The sequence below is a fragment of the Streptomyces siamensis genome, from assembly GCF_039543605.1.
GTDB classification, from domain to species: Bacteria; Actinomycetota; Actinomycetes; order Streptomycetales; family Streptomycetaceae; genus Streptomyces; species Streptomyces siamensis.
Window position 1 is genome coordinate 45,158 of record NZ_BAABKB010000041.1, and the last position, 19,353, is coordinate 64,510.

At 71.6% G+C, this 19,353-nt stretch carries 16 protein-coding genes; 5 read left to right on the forward strand and 11 right to left on the reverse strand.

The features are described 5' to 3' along the window. Window positions 1-178 precede the first annotated feature (178 nt). The 11 genes from ABEB03_RS38090 to ABEB03_RS38140 all read right to left on the reverse strand — a co-directional run bounded on the left by ABEB03_RS38090 (window position 179) and on the right by ABEB03_RS38140 (window position 13,418). Window positions 179-1,501 (reverse strand): lanthionine synthetase LanC family protein, encoded by a 1,323-nt coding sequence (locus ABEB03_RS38090; protein ID WP_345657511.1) that lies wholly within the window; start codon window positions 1,499-1,501, stop codon window positions 179-181. Window positions 1,502-2,079: 578 nt separating this feature from the next. Then, the gene (locus ABEB03_RS38095) at window positions 2,080-3,666 is read right to left on the reverse strand and encodes an outer membrane protein assembly factor BamB family protein (RefSeq protein ID WP_345657512.1); all 1,587 of its coding nucleotides are present in this window, start codon (window positions 3,664-3,666) and stop codon (window positions 2,080-2,082) included. Window positions 3,667-4,072: 406 nt separating this feature from the next. Next, window positions 4,073-4,978 (reverse strand): helix-turn-helix domain-containing protein, encoded by a 906-nt coding sequence (locus ABEB03_RS38100; protein WP_345657513.1) that lies wholly within the window; start codon window positions 4,976-4,978, stop codon window positions 4,073-4,075. 146 nt (window positions 4,979-5,124) lie between these two features. Further along, the gene (locus ABEB03_RS38105; RefSeq protein WP_345657514.1) at window positions 5,125-5,736 is read right to left on the reverse strand and encodes a TetR/AcrR family transcriptional regulator; all 612 of its coding nucleotides are present in this window, start codon (window positions 5,734-5,736) and stop codon (window positions 5,125-5,127) included. Window positions 5,737-5,783: 47 nt separating this feature from the next. Continuing rightward, the gene (locus tag ABEB03_RS38110; protein WP_345657515.1) at window positions 5,784-6,683 is read right to left on the reverse strand and encodes a 3-hydroxybutyryl-CoA dehydrogenase; all 900 of its coding nucleotides are present in this window, start codon (window positions 6,681-6,683) and stop codon (window positions 5,784-5,786) included. 142 nt (window positions 6,684-6,825) lie between these two features. Then, a complete protein-coding gene (locus tag ABEB03_RS38115) occupies window positions 6,826-7,998 on the reverse strand; it encodes an acyl-CoA dehydrogenase family protein (RefSeq protein WP_345657516.1) in 1,173 nt (390 codons plus the stop codon). A gap of 51 nt (window positions 7,999-8,049) precedes the next feature. Continuing rightward, on the reverse strand, window positions 8,050-9,222 hold the full coding sequence (locus ABEB03_RS38120; protein WP_345657517.1) for an acyl-CoA dehydrogenase family protein: 1,173 nt from the start codon (window positions 9,220-9,222) through the stop codon (window positions 8,050-8,052). A 58-nt stretch (window positions 9,223-9,280) separates the two neighbouring features. Beyond that, window positions 9,281-11,335, reverse strand: coding sequence for an acetate--CoA ligase family protein (locus ABEB03_RS38125; RefSeq protein ID WP_345657518.1), 2,055 nt, complete (start codon window positions 11,333-11,335; stop codon window positions 9,281-9,283). A gap of 1 nt (window position 11,336) precedes the next feature. Then, a complete protein-coding gene (locus ABEB03_RS38130) occupies window positions 11,337-11,528 on the reverse strand; it encodes a ferredoxin (RefSeq protein ID WP_345657519.1) in 192 nt (63 codons plus the stop codon). Between the two features lie 67 nt (window positions 11,529-11,595). Then, entirely contained in the window at window positions 11,596-12,897 is a 1,302-nt protein-coding gene (locus ABEB03_RS38135) for an NADH-ubiquinone oxidoreductase-F iron-sulfur binding region domain-containing protein (protein ID WP_345657520.1), read from the reverse strand. Continuing rightward, on the reverse strand, window positions 12,894-13,418 hold the full coding sequence (locus ABEB03_RS38140) for a hypothetical protein (RefSeq protein WP_345657521.1): 525 nt from the start codon (window positions 13,416-13,418) through the stop codon (window positions 12,894-12,896). Before ABEB03_RS38140 ends, ABEB03_RS38135 begins: the two co-directional genes overlap by 4 nt. A 524-nt stretch (window positions 13,419-13,942) precedes the next feature. On the opposite strand from ABEB03_RS38140, the gene ABEB03_RS38145 reads away from it, so the two are divergent. The 5 genes from ABEB03_RS38145 to ABEB03_RS38165 all read left to right on the forward strand — a co-directional run bounded on the left by ABEB03_RS38145 (window position 13,943) and on the right by ABEB03_RS38165 (window position 19,351). Further along, on the forward strand, window positions 13,943-15,184 hold the full coding sequence (locus ABEB03_RS38145) for an aromatic ring-hydroxylating oxygenase subunit alpha (protein ID WP_345657522.1): 1,242 nt from the start codon (window positions 13,943-13,945) through the stop codon (window positions 15,182-15,184). A gap of 188 nt (window positions 15,185-15,372) precedes the next feature. Next, the gene (locus ABEB03_RS38150; protein ID WP_345657523.1) at window positions 15,373-16,497 is read left to right on the forward strand and encodes a polyamine ABC transporter substrate-binding protein; all 1,125 of its coding nucleotides are present in this window, start codon (window positions 15,373-15,375) and stop codon (window positions 16,495-16,497) included. A 1-nt stretch (window position 16,498) separates the two neighbouring features. Continuing rightward, window positions 16,499-17,398 (forward strand): ABC transporter permease, encoded by a 900-nt coding sequence (locus tag ABEB03_RS38155; RefSeq protein WP_345657524.1) that lies wholly within the window; start codon window positions 16,499-16,501, stop codon window positions 17,396-17,398. Then, window positions 17,395-18,276: an ABC transporter permease gene (locus tag ABEB03_RS38160; RefSeq protein ID WP_345657525.1), complete on the forward strand. Its 882-nt coding sequence runs from the start codon at window positions 17,395-17,397 to the stop codon at window positions 18,274-18,276. Before ABEB03_RS38155 ends, ABEB03_RS38160 begins: the two co-directional genes overlap by 4 nt. Before the next feature lie 4 nt (window positions 18,277-18,280). Then, window positions 18,281-19,351 (forward strand): ABC transporter ATP-binding protein, encoded by a 1,071-nt coding sequence (locus ABEB03_RS38165; protein ID WP_345657526.1) that lies wholly within the window; start codon window positions 18,281-18,283, stop codon window positions 19,349-19,351. Window positions 19,352-19,353: the final 2 nt, after the last annotated feature.

Genomic DNA, 19,353 nt, shown 5'->3' on the forward strand with positions numbered 1-19,353 from the left:
GACGTGAACCGTCCGCGAACGGCCCCCGACCGGGTTACCTGGTCGGGGGCCGTTCATCTGCGGTGGGTGTGGGATTCGAACCCACGGTGGCATCGCTGCCACGACGGTTCTCCGGTCCGTCCCAGGCCCACGGTGCCTGACGGCAACGACGACGGACGTCCGCGTGAGCAGAGGTATGTCACAGGGCGTCGACATCAGCCGTTCTCGGGCCGGGGTCGGTACCGGAGCGGTGGACCGTGACCCGAGCGGGCACCGGAGGCTGGTCCGGCCAGGCGAACGCGTACCGGGGATCGCCCCCGCGGTTCAGCCGTACGAAGCGCAGGAGTTCGCGGACGACGCCCGCGTTGCCCATGGCCCAGCCCGTGCACGGTTCGAGGTCGCTCGGGGTGCCCCGGTGGTCGAAGTTGGACCAGCGGGCGCCGTCGGTGTCCCGGATCGCACGGGTGACGAGGTCCGCGACGAGGGCGTCGGCGAAGTCGTACGGGTCCTGCCGTTCTACGATCCGGTCGCAGGCCAGGGCCAGGACGCCCGCGGTGCCGCAGCAGCGGCCGTTGTTGTCCCAGAAGCCGGGGCGCAGCCGCTGGGGCAGGCCGGACCGGGTGACCGTATGCCAGCAGCGGTCGGCCAGGGCGGGCCAGACCGGGTCCGCCGTGACGTCCCGCAACAGTCGGAACACCTGAGCGTCGCCTGCCGGGCCGTGGCACCAGCCGTAGCTGACCGGCTCGATCACATCGGGGCGGTACTGCGGAGTGGAGTGCAGCACCAGAAAGCCCTCCGGCCCGGCTTCGTCACGCGCCACGACATCCGCGGCACCGGCCAGCGCCAGCTCGACCAGGTCCGCGCGGCCGGTGGCCCGGCCGACCCGGGCAAGCGCCAGGACGATGCCGAGCGTGCCGTGCGAGATGTGATGCAGACGGGAGTCGATTCCCGTGCGATGGGCCCAGTGAACACCCGCCGCGGTCTGCTCCGCCGTCCGCAGATACGGCTCCACGGCGAGGACGGCCAGGTCGGCGTCGCCGGCCGCGAGCGCGCCGAGGCCGATCCCCGCGTTGCCGCCCATCAGCTCGAACAGCTCGCCCCAGCGCGTCCCGTCGAAGCGTGACCGCACGAGTTCCAGCGCGCGGTCCGCGGCGGCGCCGGCGGCCGTGTCGCCGAGTGCGTCGTGAACGGCCCTCAGGCCAAGGGCCATTCCGGTGCGCCCGAAGTAGAGGGAGTCGTCGTCGATGCCGTCGACGGAGTCCGCGAGGCTGCGGGCCGCGCGCAGGGCGGTGTCGGCGTAGGCATCGTCGCCGAAGTGCCGCCATGCCTCCAGGAGTACGGGGACGATCCCGGCCGTACCGGAGTAGAGCATCGGGTTGAGCTCGTCGTCCGAGGGCCTGGTCGTCCAGGCGAGGCCCCCGCCGGCCGTTTCCCGCGCCGCGTCGGTCAGCCACCGCAGGCCCTCCACCGCGAGCTCCTCGACCTCGTCGACCGCCACAACCTTGGCTTCGGGTGCTGTCATGGGCTCACTCTCGCATGATCTCCGGGCCCGCCCAGTGGGAGGTGGCACTCCGCAGGGTGACCCGAAACAGCGGCGAGGGGAGGGAGTTCGGGCTCCGTCCAGGGTTCGGCGGGATCCTGGGCGGCCCATTGCCACGGCGTGCTGTTCGCGGCTGGAGTACATCACCGAAGTACAACAACCACAGCAGCCGGCCGCGTCCGGTGGAGGCCTCGTCAGGACGTAACGCGACCGGTACGGCCGTCAGCAACCGACCCATATTGAGCTACGGATCAGAAGGCGTACCTGCCAACCGGTGAGGTCGTCCGCACGGTAAAGGCCGCGACCCGGGGTGCGACAAGGGTCGGCTGCCTCACCACCACCGCAGGACTGTGCCACTTACATGCCGGAACGTACGGGGAACCACGGGGAGTCAGCAGCACCAACGGGGTTTCCGCCGCGCCTTCCCGCATCGTGGGATTCACACAGATCACACCATCAACCGCCCTGCCTCGCGCCTAGAGCGGTAAATGGTCCAGCCCACTCACCGGTTCCACACCCGCTGGAACTCTTCGGCCGTGATGGCCTTCAGCGGTTCCACTTCAGGGTCGATCGCTTGGTCTGTCAAGAAGCCGTGCTCGTCCTCCATGTGCTCCCAGTTGTACCGGTGGAGCTGGCCGGAGGAAGTCAGCTCGACTTGCTTGATGACGATCAACTCTCCGCGGTCGGGTACGGCCTCGACATACCACAGTTGGCCTCCCCGGCCCGCCGCGGTGCCTGTCAGCCGGTTGACGGAAAGGACGCGCCACGTGCCACCAGGCCCATTGCTGGGTGATGGCGAGATGCGCGCCACGAGGGAGGGGGCAGTCTGCGGCGATCAGCACGTCTCCCTCATTGTCACGCCAGCCGATGCTCACCGACCCGTCGCCGATGTCACGTACGTCGAGTCCCCTGCTCTCGTCCGGAACGGTCATGGCCGGCAGTCGCAGGGTGTGGAGCAGGCGCCCGGTGCCAGCGTCGAGGACGAGCAGGTCGGCGCGGATCCGGCGACCCGTGTCCTTCCCCGTGAGGAACGGCTGGCGTGCGACGTACACCCGACCGGCGGCGAGCTCGGGGAACCCGTACTCCTGGCCGGTCGGCGCCCGCAGCTGCCAAGCAAGGTGTCCGTCCCGGGTGCCGTAGGCGCGCAGGAGAGTGTCGTGGTCCTCCTCGGATCGGTCGCCGGGGTCGATGGCCGACAGTACGATGCCGCCTCCCGCGGCGACCGCGTCCCACGCATCCGCGGCAGTGAGAGCGCGCGCGGTGGCACCTTGGCGGTTCACGTCGAGCAGCTGAATGGCCGGCGGGTGGTCCGGATCAGGGATGACCAGCGTGTGCTCGCCTCCCCTGACCATCAGTCTGGGGGCCGCGGTGTGCTGCTGCCACAGAACCTTGCCCGTGCGGTTGTCGATGCCTAGCAGGAGGTAGTAAATGCCCCTGTCGGGGCTCGTCACGTTGCAGACCAAAGGGACGACGCTCAGGTGGCCCGGCAGGGCGTACGCAGTGATCACGAGCCCGTCGGGGCAGGATCTGGGCGTCTTCGCAGTCCGCAGACTCCGGCCGTCGCGCTCGGCGAAGGCACGCACGGCACCGGGGGCCTCGGTGAGAGCTTGGCCGCCGACGAGCGCCGTGGTCCGAAAGCCCTTGGCGTGCTGGACGTCTACGTGCCACAGCGGCTTGCCCGTGCGCAGATCGACGCCGATGAACCTCCCGTCGCCGAAAGCGGCCACCACGGTGCGTTCCGACACGTCGAACGTATCCACACCGGCCTCCGAGTCCGGGCGCTCGTAGCGCCAGTACTCCTTGCCGGTCCGCACGTTCGCCGCAGTCACGCCGGAGAGCGAACCCGTCTTCCGTACGTACAGTCCGTGGACCAAGGCTTCATCGAATCCTGAAGTTCGACGTACGACGTGTTCGGGTGCGACCGGGGCTCCGACGCCGACCGCGGCGGGAAACGGGCCGTGGGCTCCAGTGACCACGTCCCGTGGCTGGTGCCTGTGCACCCACAAGTGGCTCATCACGAGGAGGAGCAGCGCGATGAGCAGGCCCCACACCTGACGGCGGGCCAGCGCCCGCACTTCCGCAACGTCCGGAACAGGCTTGCCCGGTCCCCCCGACAGCCCCATTCCTGGTTCTCCCAGCAAATTCATCCGTCGCGCCACAACAGCCCCCCGGCCCTGCCCCCGATCACCGTGACCCGATGGCTGAGGGATTCTCACCTTCCGCAGAAGGACAGCACAAGGGCTGCGGTGTGGTTGCCATGGCTCGCCAGGTGGTTCACGAGGGCCCCTGTCCATTTCCCCGGGCTTCTGCCTGGTTTGCGCGAAAACCCTCCGCAGGTCAGAGGGATGTGAAACTCGAACGACGCATCCGGAGTCGTGTGCGCAGGCTGTGATCCTGCCGGGGACACTCGCCGAAGATCAGCAGAAATCTAGCGCTGACCAGCGCGGATGCCATTACACGGGAGCGAGCCCCCAAGCGAGCCGTTCAGATGCGATATATCCAGGACTCCCCGGATCAGAGTGCCTCCGTCCTGTTCGGGCAGAAGCCTCCCGGTCACCGCGGGCGACCCGGTTCCGGATGCCTCTCCTCGTCGGCAGCCGCGGCCTCCCGTCCCTGTTCGCTCGCGACCAGGCTGGAGAGCAGTGCCAGCGCCTCGTGCGAGGGAGAGCCTGGTTCGGCGGTGTATCCGGTGATCGTGAGGCCGGGGGCGCTGGTGACGTCGAGGGACTCGAACCTCAGGATCAGGTCGCCGACCGCCGGGTGGTAGAAGTGCTTGGTGCCGCTGCGGTGGGCCAGTACGTCGTGGGCCGCCCAGCGGGTACGGAACTCGATGCTGCGCGTGGCGAGCTCCCCCACCAGGGTGGTGACCGCCTTGGAATGCGGTGACCGTGCGGCTTCCACGCGCAGCAGGGCGACGGCGTCGTCGGCCGCCTTGTCCCAGTCGGGGAAGACCTCGTCGGCCCGGTCGTCCAGGAAGATGAAGCGGGCCAGGTTCGGCGGCTCGGTCTGCCGCTCGTGGACCGCCCCGTACAGTGCCCGGCCCAGTGGGTTGGCCGCGACGATGTCGAGGTGGGCGTTGTACACGACGGCCGGCGCGGAGACCATGGCGTCGATGAGCGCCTGCACACCCTGCGGAACCTTGCGGCTCGGGCCCCTCGACGGCTTCCCGCCCACCTTGGTGGTCGCCGCCCGGGCCAGGTCGAACAAGTGGGCCGTCTCCACCTCGTCCAGGGAGAGGGCCGCGGCAATGGCCTGGAGAACATCGTCGGAGACACCGGAGACCTGTCCGCGTTCGATCTGGATGTAGTACTCGGCGCTCACCCCGGCCAGGTACGCGACCTCCTCGCGCCGCAGGCCGGGGACCCTGCGACGCCCCGACGTCGCGAGCCCCACCTGCTCGGGGGTGATCTTCGCGCGCCGGGTCATCAGGAAGTCTTTGATGTCCTTGGCGGTGTCCATGATTCGAGGCTAGGTCCATCGCGCGGTGCCAGGGAGGGGCTGCCGGTACCTGCGACACACGGTCTCTCCCACCAGGCCGCGACGGCGCCCCGCCTGGTCGGTGTCGCCCGCACCGACCGGTCGGGCGCCGCCGGCACCCGGGGAGCTCAGTCCGTCGGCACGGCGTCCGGCAGGCCGAGCGCGGTGGACACATGGCGCCAGACGGCGGCGAGCACCATGTCCAGCGTGATGGTCGGGTCGCGCAGCATGAGGCGGATGCCGTAGCCGTCGCACAGGGACAGGACGAGCGTGCTGAGGCCGTCCACGTCGGTGGGGGTGAACTCGCCGGTCGCGATGCCGCGCCGTACCGCCTCGGACACCCAGGAGTGCAGCTGGGCGTACAGGTCGACGGCGAAGACCCGGGTGGTCTCGTCGCGCAGCGCCCTCACCCACAGTTCCTGCCACAGCTTCCAGTCCTGGTGCAGCTGGGGATCGCTGGGCAGCAGATTGCGCACGATGCGGGCCAGGATGACCGCCGCCGGTGCCGACTCGGCGTCGCGTTCGACGTCGACGGCGGTGTTGGCGAAGGAGTGCGTCATCGCCTCGGTGAACAGCTTCTCGCGCGTGTCGAAGTGGTAGTGCAGCAGCGCCGTCGACACTCCGGCCCGCTCGGCGACCATGCGCATGCGGATCTTCTCGAAGCCGATGTCGGCGATGACCTCGCACGCCGCGGTCAGGATGCGCGCGCGCGTGTCTGCCGTGCGCACCTTCGTGGACACCCTGCGGCTCCCCTCGTTCGGTGGTCGTACGCCAAGACCATTTTCCCTCACCTGGGCCGTGCCGCGGTCGCCCCCTCCCGATGCCGTTCGTCGTAGGTGTGGAAACCGCGTCCCGACTTCCGTCCCAGCAAGCCGGCCTCCACCATTCGGGACAGCAGCGGGGGCGGCGAGTACTGGGGTTCGCGGAACTCGGCGTACAGAGACTCGGCGATGGCTCGCGTGGTGTCCAGACCGATGAGGTCGGTCAGGGCCAGCGGGCCGAGCGGGTGGGCGCAGCCGAGGACCATGCCCCGGTCGACGTCCTCGACGGTCGCGCTGCCCGACTCCACCATGCGGACGGCGGCGAGGAGGTAGGGCACCAGCAGCGCGTTCACGACGAATCCGGCCTTGTCCCGGGTGCGTACGACCTCCTTGCCGAGGGTCGTGGTCACGAAGGCCTCGGCCCGTGCCGCGGTGGTGGGCGAGGTGAGCAGTGACGGGACGAGTTCGACGAGCCGCAGCACCGGTACGGGGTTGAAGAAGTGCACGCCGACGACTCGGTCGGGGCGGCCGGTCGCGGCGGCGAGCCGGATGACCGGGATGGAGGAGGTGTTCGTGGCGAGGATGGTGCGGTCGCCGGTGACCACGGAGTCGAGGCGGGCGAAGACGTCGAGCTTGAGTGCCTCGTCCTCCGCGACCGCCTCGATGACCAGGTCGTGGTCGTGCAGGGCCTCGATCTCGTCGGTCACGGAGATCAGGCCCGTGGCGGCGTCACGTTCCTGCGCGGTGAGCCTGCCGTGCGCGGTGGCCCGGTCGAGCGAGCGGGTGATGCGCAGCAGCCCGGTGCGGGCCGCCTCCGCGTCGCGTTCCACGACCGTGACCGGCACGCCGGCGCGTGCGCAGACCTCGGCGATGCCGGCGCCCATCAGGCCGCAGCCGACGACCCCCACGCGCTCGATGTCGGTCATCCGTCTTCCTCTCCGAAGTGGGGCGAACTGTGCCGGTGCCGCCCGGCGCCCGGCCGGGTGGGGCGGCCCACGGGCCGGGGCGCGACGGTCCCCGGACAGGGGCTGCCCGGGGCCGGGGCACGGGGCCCCGGCCCGGGACGCGTCATGCGACGGGCAGGTCCAGGACCTCGGTGCCGCGCTTGACGAGCTCGTTGGCGATGATGAGGCGCTGGATCTCGGAGGTGCCCTCCCAGATCCGGTCGACGCGCAGCTCGCGGTAGAGCCGCTCGACGGCGTACGTACGGTCGTAGCCGCGGCCGCCGTGGATCTGGAGGCAGCGGTCGATCACCCGGCCCGAGGCCTCGCTGGCGGAGAGCTTGGCGATGGCCGCCTTGGCGTGCAGCGTCTTGCGGTCCTCGGCCGAGGCCTGGTCGATCTCCCAGGCGACCTGGTGGGTGTAGGCGCGGTTGACGGCGATGTCGACGGCGCAGTCCGCGAGCATGCCCTGGATCAGCTGGTACGAGGCGATCGGCGCCCCGAACTGCTCGCGCTCCACCGCCCAGTCCCGGGACAGCTCCAGGGCCCGTTCGGCGGCGCCGGTGGTGCGGGCCGCGATCATCAGACGCTCCTCGGTGAACCAGGAGCGGGTGATGTCGTACCCCTCGCCGATGCCTCCGAGCACCGCGTCCTCGTCGACCTGCACGTCGGTGAAGGTGAACTCGGGGTGCTCGTAGACGAAGGTGTGCATGAAGCGCGGCACGCGGGTCATCTCGATGCCGGGGGTGTCCTTGTCGACGAGGAACAGCGTGGGGGCGCGCTCCGGGCCCGCCGCCGCGAGGACGATCATGAAGTCGGCGTGGTCGCCGACGGTCACGAACCACTTCTCGCCGTTCAGCACCCAGCCGTGGTCGTTCCTGGTGGCGGTGGTGGCGAGGTTCTGCGGGTCCGAGCCCGCGCCGGGCTCGGTGACGGCGTAGCAGTCGCGCCGCTCGCCCTTGATCACCGGGACGAGGAAGCGCTCACGCTGCTCCGGGGTGCAGAAGCGGAGCGCGTTGGCCGGCCGCCACACCATGTCCCACAGCGCGCCGGTGAGCCGGCCGAGCTCCTCCTGCACGGTGACCTGCTCGGCGATGGTGAGTCCGGCGCCGCCCCACTCGGCCGGCATGTTGACGGCCTGGAGGCCGGCGTCGAGGACCGCGTCGCGGATCTTGGCGTGAGCGCTCGCGGGCAGGCCGTTGTCCTCCTCGCACGGGATCTCGTAGTCGGCGATGAAGTCGGTGAGGGCGCGCGCGTCGGCCTTGAGCTGCGCCTGGCGCGGGGTGAGGCGGAAGTCCATGGATGTCCTCGCTGTGTGGTGACGGGTGTACGGGGCGCGGGGCGGGCTGTTTCAGTGCGTGGGCAGGGCCAGGGCGCGGGTGCCGCGCTTGATCAGCTCATTGGCGATGATGAGGCGCTGGATCTCGGAGGTGCCCTCCCAGATCCGGTCGACGCGCAGCTCGCGGTACATGCGCTCGACGGGGTAGGTGCGGTCGTAGCCGCGGCCGCCGAAGATCTGCAGGCAGCGGTCGGCGACCCGGCCGGCGGCCTCGCTGGCGGCGAGCTTGGCGGTGGAGGCCTTGGCGTGCAGCGTCTTGCGGTCGGTGTGCGGCTGGTCGGCCTCCCAGGCGACCTGGTGGGTGTAGGCGCGGTTGACGGCGATGTCGACGGCGCAGTCGGCGAGCATGCCCTGGATCAGCTGGTACGAGGCGATCGGGGCGCCGAACTGCTCGCGCTCCACGGCCCACTCCCGGGCGAGCTGCAGGGCGCGTTCGGCCGCGCCGACGGTGCGGGCCGCGATCATCAGGCGTTCGTCGGTGAACCATTCCTTGGTCAGTTCGTAGCCGTTGCCGACGCCGCCGAGCACGTCCTCGTCGGCCACGAAGACGTCGGTGAAGGTGAATTCGGGGTGCCCGTTGACCGCGGAGTGCATGAAGTGCGGGACGCGGGTCATCTCCACGCCCGGCGCGGCCCGGTCCACGAAGAAGAGCGTGGGCAGCCGCTCGGGTCCCGCGTCCGCCTGCACCAGCAGGAAGTCGGCGATGTCGCCGCAGGTGACGAACCACTTCTCCCCGTTGAGCAGCCAGCCGCCGTCGGTGCGGGTGGCCGTGGAGGTGCCGGAGGACGGGTCCGAGCCCGCGCCCGGCTCGGTGACGGCGAACGCGTCGAACTTCTCCGCGCGGATCACCGGCAGCAGGTACTTCTCGCGCTGCCGCTCGTCGCCGTACGCCAGGACGTTGGCGGGCCGCCAGGGGATGTCCCACAGGCAGTTGGTGACCTTGCCGAACTCCTCCTCCACGACGACCTGGTCGAGGAGGCTCAGTCCTGCGCCGCCCCACTCGGCCGGCATGTTGATGGCGTAGACGCCCGCGTCCATGGCGGCGCGGGTCAGTTCGGTGACGAGTGCCTGCGGCAGCGGGCCGCCGGCCTGTTCTGACTGGTCCTCGTACCGCATGAGCAGCCGTGCGTAGTCGGCGGCGCGGCGCTTCAGGTCGGCCTGTTCGGGGGTGTAGCGCATGTCCATGGGGGCCTCTTGGGTCGGGGGACGGCGGGCGGGGCTCGGAGCAGGGCTTCGGCGGTGGTCAGGCGAGGACGGCCCGGGAGTCGAGGGCGAGGGCACCGTGCGGGCTCACCAGCAGCGGGTTGACCTCGATCTCGGCGATCTCGGGGTGGGCGGCGGCGAACGCGGTGATCGCCTCGACGGCCGCCGCCGCAGCGGCGACGTCGACGGGCGGGCGGCCGCGTACGCCGTCGAGCAGGGCGGCGGTGCGCAGTCCGCGCAGCAGACTCAGGGCACGGCCGGCGGAGACCGGGGCCAGCGTGAAGGCGACGTCGTGCAGTGCCTCGGCCAGCACTCCGCCGAGGCCCACCATGGCGACCGGGCCGAAACGCGGGTCCCGGTTGACGCCGACGATCAGTTCGATGCCGTCGGTGAGGTCCGCCATGGCCTCCACGGAGTAGGCGGGGGCGCCGAGCCGGGCGTGCATCTCCCGGAAGGCGGCGAGCAGTTCGTCGGGGCCGGCGAGCCCCAGGACCACACCGCCCGCGTCGGACTTGTGGAGCAGATGGAGGGCCTTGAGAACGTAGGGTCCGGGGAACTCCGCGGCCGCGGCGAGCAGTTCGGTCTCGTCGTGGATCTCGCGCGCGGCGGGGAAGGCGAGTCCGGCTTCTTCGAGGGCTCTGCGGGTGCCCATGTAGCCGCTGTCGCGCAGGGGGGCCGCGGCCGGGGGAAGCGGTGTGACGCCGGTGTGCAGGGGGCCGGGTGCGGTGGCGGCGAGGGCACGCGCGGCGTCCTCGGTGGCGGCGAAGACCGGGATGCCGGCCGCGGCGAGGGTGCGGCAGCTGGGCGAGTCCGGGTACATCGACTGCACCACCAGCGGTTTCGCGGTGGCGCGGTGGTGGTCGGCGATGAGACGGGCGGCCTCCCGCTCCCCCTCCGCGAGCACCAGGCCGCCCCCGCCGAGTCCGCCGTCGGCGGCCGCGTACCCGCCGAAGTACCCGGTCATCAGGACGGCGTCGACCTCCTCGGCGGCCAGCAGCGCGGCGACGGTCCGCGCGTACGAGCCCGGGTCCTGCTCGCCCATCCCGGCGAGGTCCACCGGGTTGGCGACGGCCGACTGTTCCCACAGGGTTTCGCGCAGGTGCCGCCGGGTCGGCCCGGTGAGTTCGGGCACCGTGAAGCCGGCCGCCTCGACGGCGTCTGCGGCGACGACACCGTGGCCGCCGCCGTCGGTGAGCACGGCGACCCGGCGGCCGGCCGGCCGGCGCGCGCCGGTCAGTGCGGCCAGTGCGACGGTGAGTTCACGGGGGGTGGTGACCAGTTCGACACCGGCGTCGCGGCACGCGGCGGTCACCACGTCGGCGGAGGTGGTGAGTGCCCCGGTGTGCGACTGGGCGCTGCGGGCGGAGGCGTCGCCGCGTCCCGCGGTGAGCAGCACCACGGGTTTGCCCGCGGCTGCGGCGGCCTCGGCGAAGGCGCGTCCGTCGGCGAAGTCCTCGGCGTAGACGGCGATGGCGCGGGTGCCCTCGTGGCGAGCGCAGTCGGCGAGCAGGTCGACGAGGGTGACGTCGGCCTGGTTGCCCAGTGAGACGAACCGGGAGAAGCCGAGGCCGTGCGGGCGGAAGCGGAGCTGGAGTTCGAGGGCGAGGTTGCCGCTCTGGCTGAGGAGGGCGACACCGCCGGGCGTGAAGGTGTCGGAGGCGAGGAAGAGGTCGGTGGTGTTGTCGGCGATTCCCAGGCAGTTGGGGCCGACCATCACGGCTCCCGCGGCACGGACCCGCTCGGCGACGGCGAGTTGCCGGGCCCGGCCGGCCTCTCCGGTCTCGGCGAAACCGGCGGTGATCGCGACGATCGCCCGGGCCCCGCAGCGCAGGGCCTCGTCGACGGCGTCCTCGAAGCCGGCGGCGGGCACGGAGACCACCGCCAGGTCGACGGGTTCGCCGATGGCGCTCAGGCTGGGTGCGGCGCTGCGGCCGAGCACGGTGCCGCCGCGGCGGTTCACCAGGTGGACGGGGCGGCGGCCGTTCGCGCGGACGGCCTGGGCGGCGATGGCATGGCCGTACTTGGCCGGGTCGTCGCTGGCTCCGACGACGGCGACGGAGACGGGGTCGAAGAGGGCCGACAGGTCACGTCCCATGTCACTTCACCAGCCGCAGCGCGGAGTTGGGGCAGGCGGCGACCGCGGCGAGGGCGGCTTCCTCGCCGTCCGGCGGGACGTCGCCGTCGCGGAGCTGCGCGTAGCCCCACTCGTCGAGGTCGATCTGCTCGGGCGCGGGTTCCTGACAGAGGCCGTAGCCCTGGCAGCGGGTGGAGTCCAGCAGCAGTTTCATGGTGCGGTCCTTTCGGTGCGCCGGGTCCGGGCGGATGGCGGGGTGGGGTGAGGAGGCGGGGGGCAGGTCAGGGCACCGGCACCGTGAACCGGCGTCCTTCGTCGTTCGGCGTGGCCCGGCACGGCGGGCAGACCGTCCCCCGGTGGGCGTCGACGCGGTCGGGGAAGTGGGTGAGGAGGGTGCCGGCGATGCGGGCGGCGGCGTCGAGCAGGCCGCACGCGCCACGTCCGGGCAGCTGCGCCGACCAGCGGCGCAGCCTGTCGGTGGTGTCGTCGTCCGCCTCACCCCGCGCGACGGCCGCGAGGGCGCCGGCCAGCGCACCGGTGCCGGAGACGCACACCCCGCACTGCCGGGCGCTCTGGGCCGCGAGGTGGGCGGCGGCCTCGTGGGCGGCGGCGACCGGGCAGTCCTCGGGGTGCAGGAAGTGCAGCGCTCCGCAGCCGAGCGCTCCCCCGGCGGCCCGGAGCCGGTCGTGGTCGAGCGGAAGGTCCGTCCAGCCCGCGCCGTGCAGCCCTCCGAACAGACCGCCCAGCAGGACCGCTTCGGCCCTTCCGTGGCCGCACAGGTCGGCGAGGACCTTCAGGTGCGTGCCGGCGGGCACCTCGACGAGTGCGGCCGCGTCGGCGCCCGTAGGGCTCCGGGTGCCGGAGAGGGTCACCAGATGGGTGCCGGCGACGGCGTCCGCGGACTCGGGGCGCGCGTGCATCAGCGCGATGCGGGCCAGCGTCTCGACGTTGGCGACGAGGGTGGGCGCCCCGCCGACACCCCTCTCGAACGGGCGCGGGGGTTTGGCCGTGGGCAGGGCCGGGCCGCCGTCGATGCGCCGGACGACCGCGGTCTCCTCGCCCGCGACGTAGGCGTGCTCGGTGCGTACGACGTCGACGGGTGGATCGCAGGGACGCTCGGCCAGCGCGCGGCGCACGGCCTGCTCGGCGCCGGCGTCGGAGAGGTACACGCAGCCGCGCCCGGCGCCGGTCATGGCGGCGGCCAGTCCGAGGCCGTCCAGGACCAGGTGCGGGCGGTGTCGCAGCAGCCAGCGGTCCTTGACCGACCCCGGCTCGCCCTCCTCGCCGTTGGCGACGACGACGGGACGGCCCGGCGCGTCACGTACGGCACGGATCTTGACGGCGGCGGGGAACCCGGCTCCGCCCCGGCCGCGGAGTCCGGCGGCGGCGATCCGGTCGAGGAGCAGGCCGGGCACCGGCAGCGGCGCGTATCCGCCCTCGGCGAGGTACCGGGCGAGGTCCTCGCCGCCGGAGGGGGCAACGGCCTCGGACGGCTCGCGGACACCGGGGAGCCCGGCGCCGGGCAGCGGCGCGCCGAGGAGGCCGTGCCGTCCTTCGGGGAGGAGGGAGAGGACGCCGGTCATGCGGTGCTCCTGGGCTCGGGGTGTTCGAGGGCCTCGTCCAGCCGGCGGGAAAGGCCTGCGGGACCCGTGAGGTCCGGCGGACCGAAGTGCTCGTCCGGATGCCCGGACGGTCCCGAGCCCGCGGAGAGGTCCGTGCCGTGCCGGGACCGCAGTCGCTGCAGCGCACTTTCCAGATCCCGCCGTTGCGGGGCGGTGCGGGCGTAGCCGGCCCCGGGCAGGCCGATCAGCATGCGGTGGTGGTCGAGGACGACCTCGCCGGCCACCAGCGCCGGGCGTGGGTCGGCGACGGCGGGTTCCTTCGCCGCCTCGACGACCAGGTCGGTGACCTCTCCGAGGTAGCGCAGCCAGCCGCGCTGGGTACCGCGCAGCACCAGCCGCTCGACGCGCTGCCGCTCGGCGGTGACCAGGGCCGACTGCGGGCGGCCTTCCGCCGGGGCGCGCAGGGCGGCCACCGCGGCGGGCAGCTCCTGTTCGGGTTCCGGCGTGAGGCCGAGCCATACGAGACTTCGGCGAGCGCTCATGGATGCCTCCGGGGTCGCGCCGTTTCCGGGTGGTCCGGAGACGGGTGGCGCGGCGATGGCGTGGACGGGGGTGCTCCGGCGCCGTGACGAGAGGGGCGGGGAGCGGTGCGGGGTGCCTGGCCGGGGCCGGGCACGGCGTGGACCGAGGGTGTCCGGGCCGGTGCGAGCCGCACGGCCGGACCGGGTCGGCGCGCGGCCCGAGCCGTGCGTCGTCCGGGGACCGGGGTGTCCGACGCGGACGCCCGGTGTGGCGCGGACGGTGGTCCGCGGGCTTGCGGAAGGTGCCCGGGGAGCCGTCTGCGGGCCTGGGCCATCCGCTTGCCACGACACTAACTAACTAATTAGTCAGCCCACAAGTCTTGACTTCGCTCCCCGGCGGTCCCACTCTGACTAACCAATTAGTCAGCCGGATCGCGGCAGGTCCGGAGGCTTCCAGGACGAGCGCGTCCGGATCTTCACCTGCCGCCTCTTCCGGGCACGGCCTCACCGCCCATCGCCGCCGTCGCGGCGCGGAGGAGGACTTCATGCACCCCTCGACCACACGGGCAGCCACCGTCTCCCCTGCCCCCGCGGAACCGCCCCCCGAGCATCCCGGGGAAGCGCTGTCCGCGCGCTATTACACCGACCCGGCCGTCGCCGAAGCCGAGACCGAGCACATCTTCGCCAGGTCCTGGCAGCTCGTCTGCCACGAATCCGACCTCCCCGGCCCGGGCGCACGGCTGACCGCCACCGCCGCCGGCCGGGAGGTGCTGGTCGTCCGTACCGAGGACGGCGGTCTCGCCGCCCACCTGAACGTGTGCAGACACCGCGGTACCCGCCTGGTCACCGCCCCCGAGCCGTCGGGCAAGGCGATCCGCTGCCCGTACCACGGCTGGACCTACAAACTGGACGGCCGGCTCGTCGGCGCCCCCGAAGCGCGCCGGATCCCCTGCCTGGACAAGCCCCGGCTCGGACTGCACCCGGTCAACGTGGAGTCCTTCCTCGGGTTCGTCTTCGTCAATCTCGACATGGAGGCGACCCCGCTCGCCGAGAGCTGCGCCGGGCTCGCCGAGGCCGTCGGCCGCTACGCCGGGCCCGGCCTCGTGCCCGTCGGGAAACACCGTATCCACGACCTGGCGGGCGGCGAGGAGCAGAACGCCAACTGGAAGGTGATCGTCGACAACTACCTGGAGGGCTATCACGTCCCCGTGGCCCACCCCGCGCTGATGCGCCTGCTCGACTACCAGGCGTACACGGTGGACGTCCAGGAGAACTACGTCCTGTTCGAGTCGCCGCTGCGCGACAAGCCGTCCTCGAACTGGACCGAGCGGCTCTACCAGCGGCTCGCGAGCCCCATGCCGGGACTCACCGAGGACGACCGGCGCGTCTGGCGCTACGCCGTGATCTACCCCAACACGCTCATCGACTTCTACCCTGACCACGTGCTCGCGTGGACCGCCCTGCCCACCGCCCAGGACCGGGCGGCGATCCCCGGTGCCTTCTACACCCGGCACGGGGAGAGCGTCCGCACCAGGCTGGCCCGGCGGCTGAACATCCACATCGGCTGGGTCACCAACGACGAGGACGCCGAGCTGGTCGAGCGGGTGCAGGCCGGACTGCGGACGCCCGGGTTCGAGCCGGGGCCGCTGTCACAGCGCGAGGCCGCCGTCGGATGGTTCGCCCGCCGGGTCAGGGACGACCTGGAGGGCCACATCGCGACCCCGGGCGGACGCGACCGCAACGGCCAGGCCCCGCTGCGCGGCCTACGCGACGGAGACGGCCGGTGACGCTCCGCCGTACGGCCGCCGCGTCACGCCGCCCGTACGCCGTACCCCCCGCTTCGGGCTTACCGCGCGTGAGCTGACACCCTCGCACCCTCCCCAGACCGGTCTTCACTACGGAGTCAGGGCCTCCGTGAGCCGACCAGCCGGTCCCGCCCTGGAGTTGTGCCGTTCCTCGACGGAGAGGACGTTCCATGTCCCCCGAGGTACCCCCACCGACCCGGCGCGCCCTCCTGCGGGCAGGCGCCTGCGGTCTGCTGGGCGCCGCGGTCGGCGGCTGCGGGTTCATGCCCGCGAAGAAACCCGACGCAAAGGAGCTCGCGCCGGTCCAGGCGCGCGTCGACGGCGATCTCGTCTACTTCAACTGGGCCGACTTCGTCGACCCGTCCGTGTTCAAGGGCTTCGAGAAGGAGTACGGCGTCAGGGTCGTCCAGTCGAACTTCGACTCGATGGAAGGCATGGTCGCCAAGCTCAACGCCGGCAACCGCTACGACATCGTCTTCCCGACCGCCAAGTGGGCCCAGCGCCTGGTCCGCGGCGGCCGGCTGCGCCGCATCGACCACTCCCAGCTCACCAACGCGCACGCCGTCTTCGGCGCGCACGCGTACTTCACCGACCCCTGGTACGACCCCGGCTCCGCGCACACCGTCCCCTTCACCGCGTACAAGACAGGCATCGGCTGGCGCCGCGACCGGATCGGCGAGCTGAGCGGATCCTGGAAGGACCTGTGGAGCGACCGCGCCAGGGGCAAGGTCTTCCTGCTGGACGACCGCGACGAGGTCCTCGGCATGGGCGCCCTCGCCCTCGGCCTGGACGTGAGCACCGGAGACACCGGTGACCTCGACCGCATCACCTCGCTGCTCGGCACCCTGCGCCCGCGGCTGCGCGGTTTCTCCAGCGACAGCTACAACAACCTCCTCAACGGCAACGCCGTCATGACGCAGGCGTGGAGCGGCGACATGGCCGCCATGCTCAACCAGGCCAAGGATCCCTCCGTTTTCGGCTTCGAGGCCCCCAAGGAGGGCACGCCGATCAACTCCGACTGCTACGCCATCCCCTGGAACGCCCCCCACCCGGGCACCGCGATGCTCTTCATCGACTACATGCTCCGGCCGGAGAACGTGAAGAAGAACATCGAGTACATCGGTTATCCGATGCCGGTGGCCGGATCCGAGAAGGTCTACGCCGACCTGGTCGAACCCTTCCCCGAGTGCCTCGTCACCGAGGAGGACCTGAAGGCGGACCTGTTCTTCCGCAACGGCGGCCGCGCGGCGGAGGACGCCCGTGACACCGCGTGGACCCATGTGAAGGCGGGCTGACATGGCACTGCTGCGCCCCTCCTCGCGCTCGCGCCGCCGCGGCCCGGACGCCACCGGCACCCGCATGTGGACCTGGTTCATGCTGCCCGGCACCCTGTGGATGACCGGGTTCCTGATCGCCTCGCTGGTGCTCGTCGCCGTCCTCGCGGTCGGCACCACCGACGACCTCGGCAACCCGCGCTTCGGCTTCGACCTGGCCGGCGTACGCGCCCTCGCCGATCCCGCCTACACCGAGGTCCTCGTACGCTCCCTCGGCTACGCCCTGCTGACCTGCGCAATCTGCCTGCTGATCGCCTACCCGGTGGCGTACACCATCGCCCTGCACGGCGGTCGCTACAAGCACGCGCTGATCGCCGCGATCGTGGTGCCCTTCTTCGCCAACTACCTGGTCCGGATGTACGGCTGGTCGGTCGTCCTGTCCGACGACGGTCCCCTGTTGCGGGCGCTGCGCGCGGTGGGACTGGCCGACGGCGACACCAAGATCCTCAACACCGGCGTCGGCGTGGTCGCGGGACTCGTCTACGGCTTCGTCGTCTTCATGATCATCCCCTTGTACGCGGCGCTGGAACGGCTGGACGTCTCCCTCATCGAGGCCGGCCGCGACCTCTACGGCGGCCCGGTCCGGACGTTCTTCTTCGTCACCCTGCCCGCCACCCGGCAGGGCGCGGCGGCCGGACTCGTGCTGGTCTTCCTGCCCGCCATGGGCGACTTCGTCAGCGCACAGCTCATGGGAGGACCGGACCAGATCATGATCGGCAACCTCATCCAGGACAAGTTCTTCCAGGGCCAGAACTGGCCCCTCGGTTCCGCGCTGACCATGCTGCTGATGCTGGTCCTGCTGATCGGGATGCTCGGCTATCTGCGGCGCACCCGCAAGGACGAGGCGGAGGCACGCCGATGACCCTGCTCAAGCCGCCCTCCGCCACCGCGCCGGCCCGCCCGGCCGCCCGGACCCGCGCCCGACGCGGACGTGCCGACCGCCGGCCCCGCGTCCTCATCGCGGTCACCTCCCTCTTCTTCCTCCTGCTCTACCTGCCCATCGCCGTGGTGGCCCTGTTTTCCTTCAACTCCAAGAAGTCCCTCACCGTGTTCGGCGGTTTCAGCCTGCGCTGGTACCGCACCTTCGCCCACGACGACGTCCTCATCGCGTCCTTGGGCACCAGTCTGCGGATCTCCCTGGTGGCGATGGCCGGTTCGGTCCTTCTCGGAGTGGCGCTCGCGCTCGGGCTGGTCCGCTGCCGCACCCGGCTCGGCTCGCTGGCCGGGCTGATCATGCTGGTCCCGTTGATCACCCCGGAGATCGTCACGGGCGTCGCGTCGATGCTGCTGTTCAAGGGGCTGGGTGTGGCCCTGTCCACCGGCACGGTGATGCTCGCCGAGATCACCTTCTCGATCTCCTACGTCACCGTCATCCTGCGCTCCCGGGTCGCCGCACTGAACCCGGAGGTGGAGGAGGCCGCGATGGACCTCGGCGCGACCCGCTGGCAGGCGGTCCGCCTGGTGACCCTGCCGGCCCTGCTGCCCGCCGTGCTCGCCTCCGCCGTGCTGATCTTCGCGCTCGTCTTCGACGACTTCGTCCTCGCCTACTTCACCACCGGCGTCGACCCCCAGCCGCTGTCGGTGCGGATCTACTCGGCCATCCGCTTCGGGGTGCAGCCCACGATCAACGCGGTCGGCACGCTGATGCTCGCGGGCTCCATCTGCCTGATCGCCCTGGCCCTGTTCATCCCGCGCCTCTTCGGCCGCCGCGGCGGCCTCGACATCCTCTCCGGAGAGTGACCCCATGGACGCGACCCCCGCCGTCCGGCTCGAAGGCGTCTCCAAGCAGTTCGCCGACTCCTACGCCGTCCACCACCTGGACCTCGACATCGAGGCCGGCCACTTCTTCTCCCTGCTCGGCCCCTCCGGCTGCGGCAAGACCACCTCGCTGCGCATGATCGGCGGATTCAGCGACCCCACCGAGGGCTCGGTGCTGCTCGCCGGCGAGGACGTCACCGCCCTGCCGCCGAACAGGCGCAACGTCAACACCGTCTTCCAGAGCTACGCGCTGTTCGACCACCTGAGCATCACCGACAACGTCGCCTTCGGCCTCAAGCGCAAGGGCGTGGCCAAGGCGGAGATCCGCCGGCGCGTCGGCGAGATGCTGGAGCTGGTCCAGCTCGACGGTCTGGCCGGCCGCAAGCCCCGTACGCTGTCGGGCGGCCAGCGCCAGCGCGTCGCCCTCGCCCGCGCGCTAGTCAATCGTCCGGCCGTCCTCCTCCTCGACGAGCCGCTCGCCGCCCTCGACCTGAAGCTGCGCCGGCAGATGCAGGTGGAGCTGAAGCAGATCCAGCGCGAGGTCGGCATCACCTTCGTCTTCGTGACCCACGACCAGGACGAGGCGCTGACCATGTCCGACCGGATCGCGGTGATGAACAAGGGCCGCATCGAGCAGTGCGGCACCCCCGAGGACATCTACGAACACCCCGCCACCCGCTTCGTCGCGTCCTTCATGGGCACCTCCAACCTGATGACCGGCACCTACCGCGGCGGTGAGGTCGCTCTGGACGAGGGGCCCGCCCTCGCGGTCGGGGCACGCGGCGACATCGCGGACGGCTCCGCGGTCAGCGTGTCCGTGCGCCCCGAGAAGATCTGGCTGTCCGACTTCGAGCCGGGCATGTCGAAGCTGCGCGGGGTGCTCCGCGACACCGTCTACAGCGGCCCGACCACCACCTATCTGATCGAACTCGCCCCGGGCGTCACGCTGTCGGTGCTGGAGCAGAACACGGCCCGCGCGCGCATGGAGGACCGCTGGAGCGGCGGCGAGTCGGTGGAGTTCGGCTGGCGGCCCGAGCACTGTCTCGTGCTGACCTGAAC

Coding starts and splice junctions, on each gene's coding strand:
- ABEB03_RS38135 (WP_345657520.1), bottom strand. CDS start 12,897: ATGACCGGCGTCCTCTCCCTCCTCCCCGAAGGACGGCACGGCCTCCTC.
- ABEB03_RS38125 (WP_345657518.1), bottom strand. CDS start 11,335: ATGGGACGTGACCTGTCGGCCCTCTTCGACCCCGTCTCCGTCGCCGTC.
- ABEB03_RS38095 (WP_345657512.1), bottom strand. CDS start 3,666: ATGAATTTGCTGGGAGAACCAGGAATGGGGCTGTCGGGGGGACCGGGC.
- ABEB03_RS38115 (WP_345657516.1), bottom strand. CDS start 7,998: ATGGACTTCCGCCTCACCCCGCGCCAGGCGCAGCTCAAGGCCGACGCG.
- ABEB03_RS38160 (WP_345657525.1), top strand. CDS start 17,395: ATGACCCTGCTCAAGCCGCCCTCCGCCACCGCGCCGGCCCGCCCGGCC.
- ABEB03_RS38110 (WP_345657515.1), bottom strand. CDS start 6,683: ATGACCGACATCGAGCGCGTGGGGGTCGTCGGCTGCGGCCTGATGGGC.
- ABEB03_RS38145 (WP_345657522.1), top strand. CDS start 13,943: ATGCACCCCTCGACCACACGGGCAGCCACCGTCTCCCCTGCCCCCGCG.
- ABEB03_RS38100 (WP_345657513.1), bottom strand. CDS start 4,978: ATGGACACCGCCAAGGACATCAAAGACTTCCTGATGACCCGGCGCGCG.
- ABEB03_RS38090 (WP_345657511.1), bottom strand. CDS start 1,501: ATGACAGCACCCGAAGCCAAGGTTGTGGCGGTCGACGAGGTCGAGGAG.
- ABEB03_RS38140 (WP_345657521.1), bottom strand. CDS start 13,418: ATGAGCGCTCGCCGAAGTCTCGTATGGCTCGGCCTCACGCCGGAACCC.
- ABEB03_RS38150 (WP_345657523.1), top strand. CDS start 15,373: ATGTCCCCCGAGGTACCCCCACCGACCCGGCGCGCCCTCCTGCGGGCA.
- ABEB03_RS38120 (WP_345657517.1), bottom strand. CDS start 9,222: ATGGACATGCGCTACACCCCCGAACAGGCCGACCTGAAGCGCCGCGCC.
- ABEB03_RS38165 (WP_345657526.1), top strand. CDS start 18,281: ATGGACGCGACCCCCGCCGTCCGGCTCGAAGGCGTCTCCAAGCAGTTC.
- ABEB03_RS38130 (WP_345657519.1), bottom strand. CDS start 11,528: ATGAAACTGCTGCTGGACTCCACCCGCTGCCAGGGCTACGGCCTCTGT.
- ABEB03_RS38155 (WP_345657524.1), top strand. CDS start 16,499: ATGGCACTGCTGCGCCCCTCCTCGCGCTCGCGCCGCCGCGGCCCGGAC.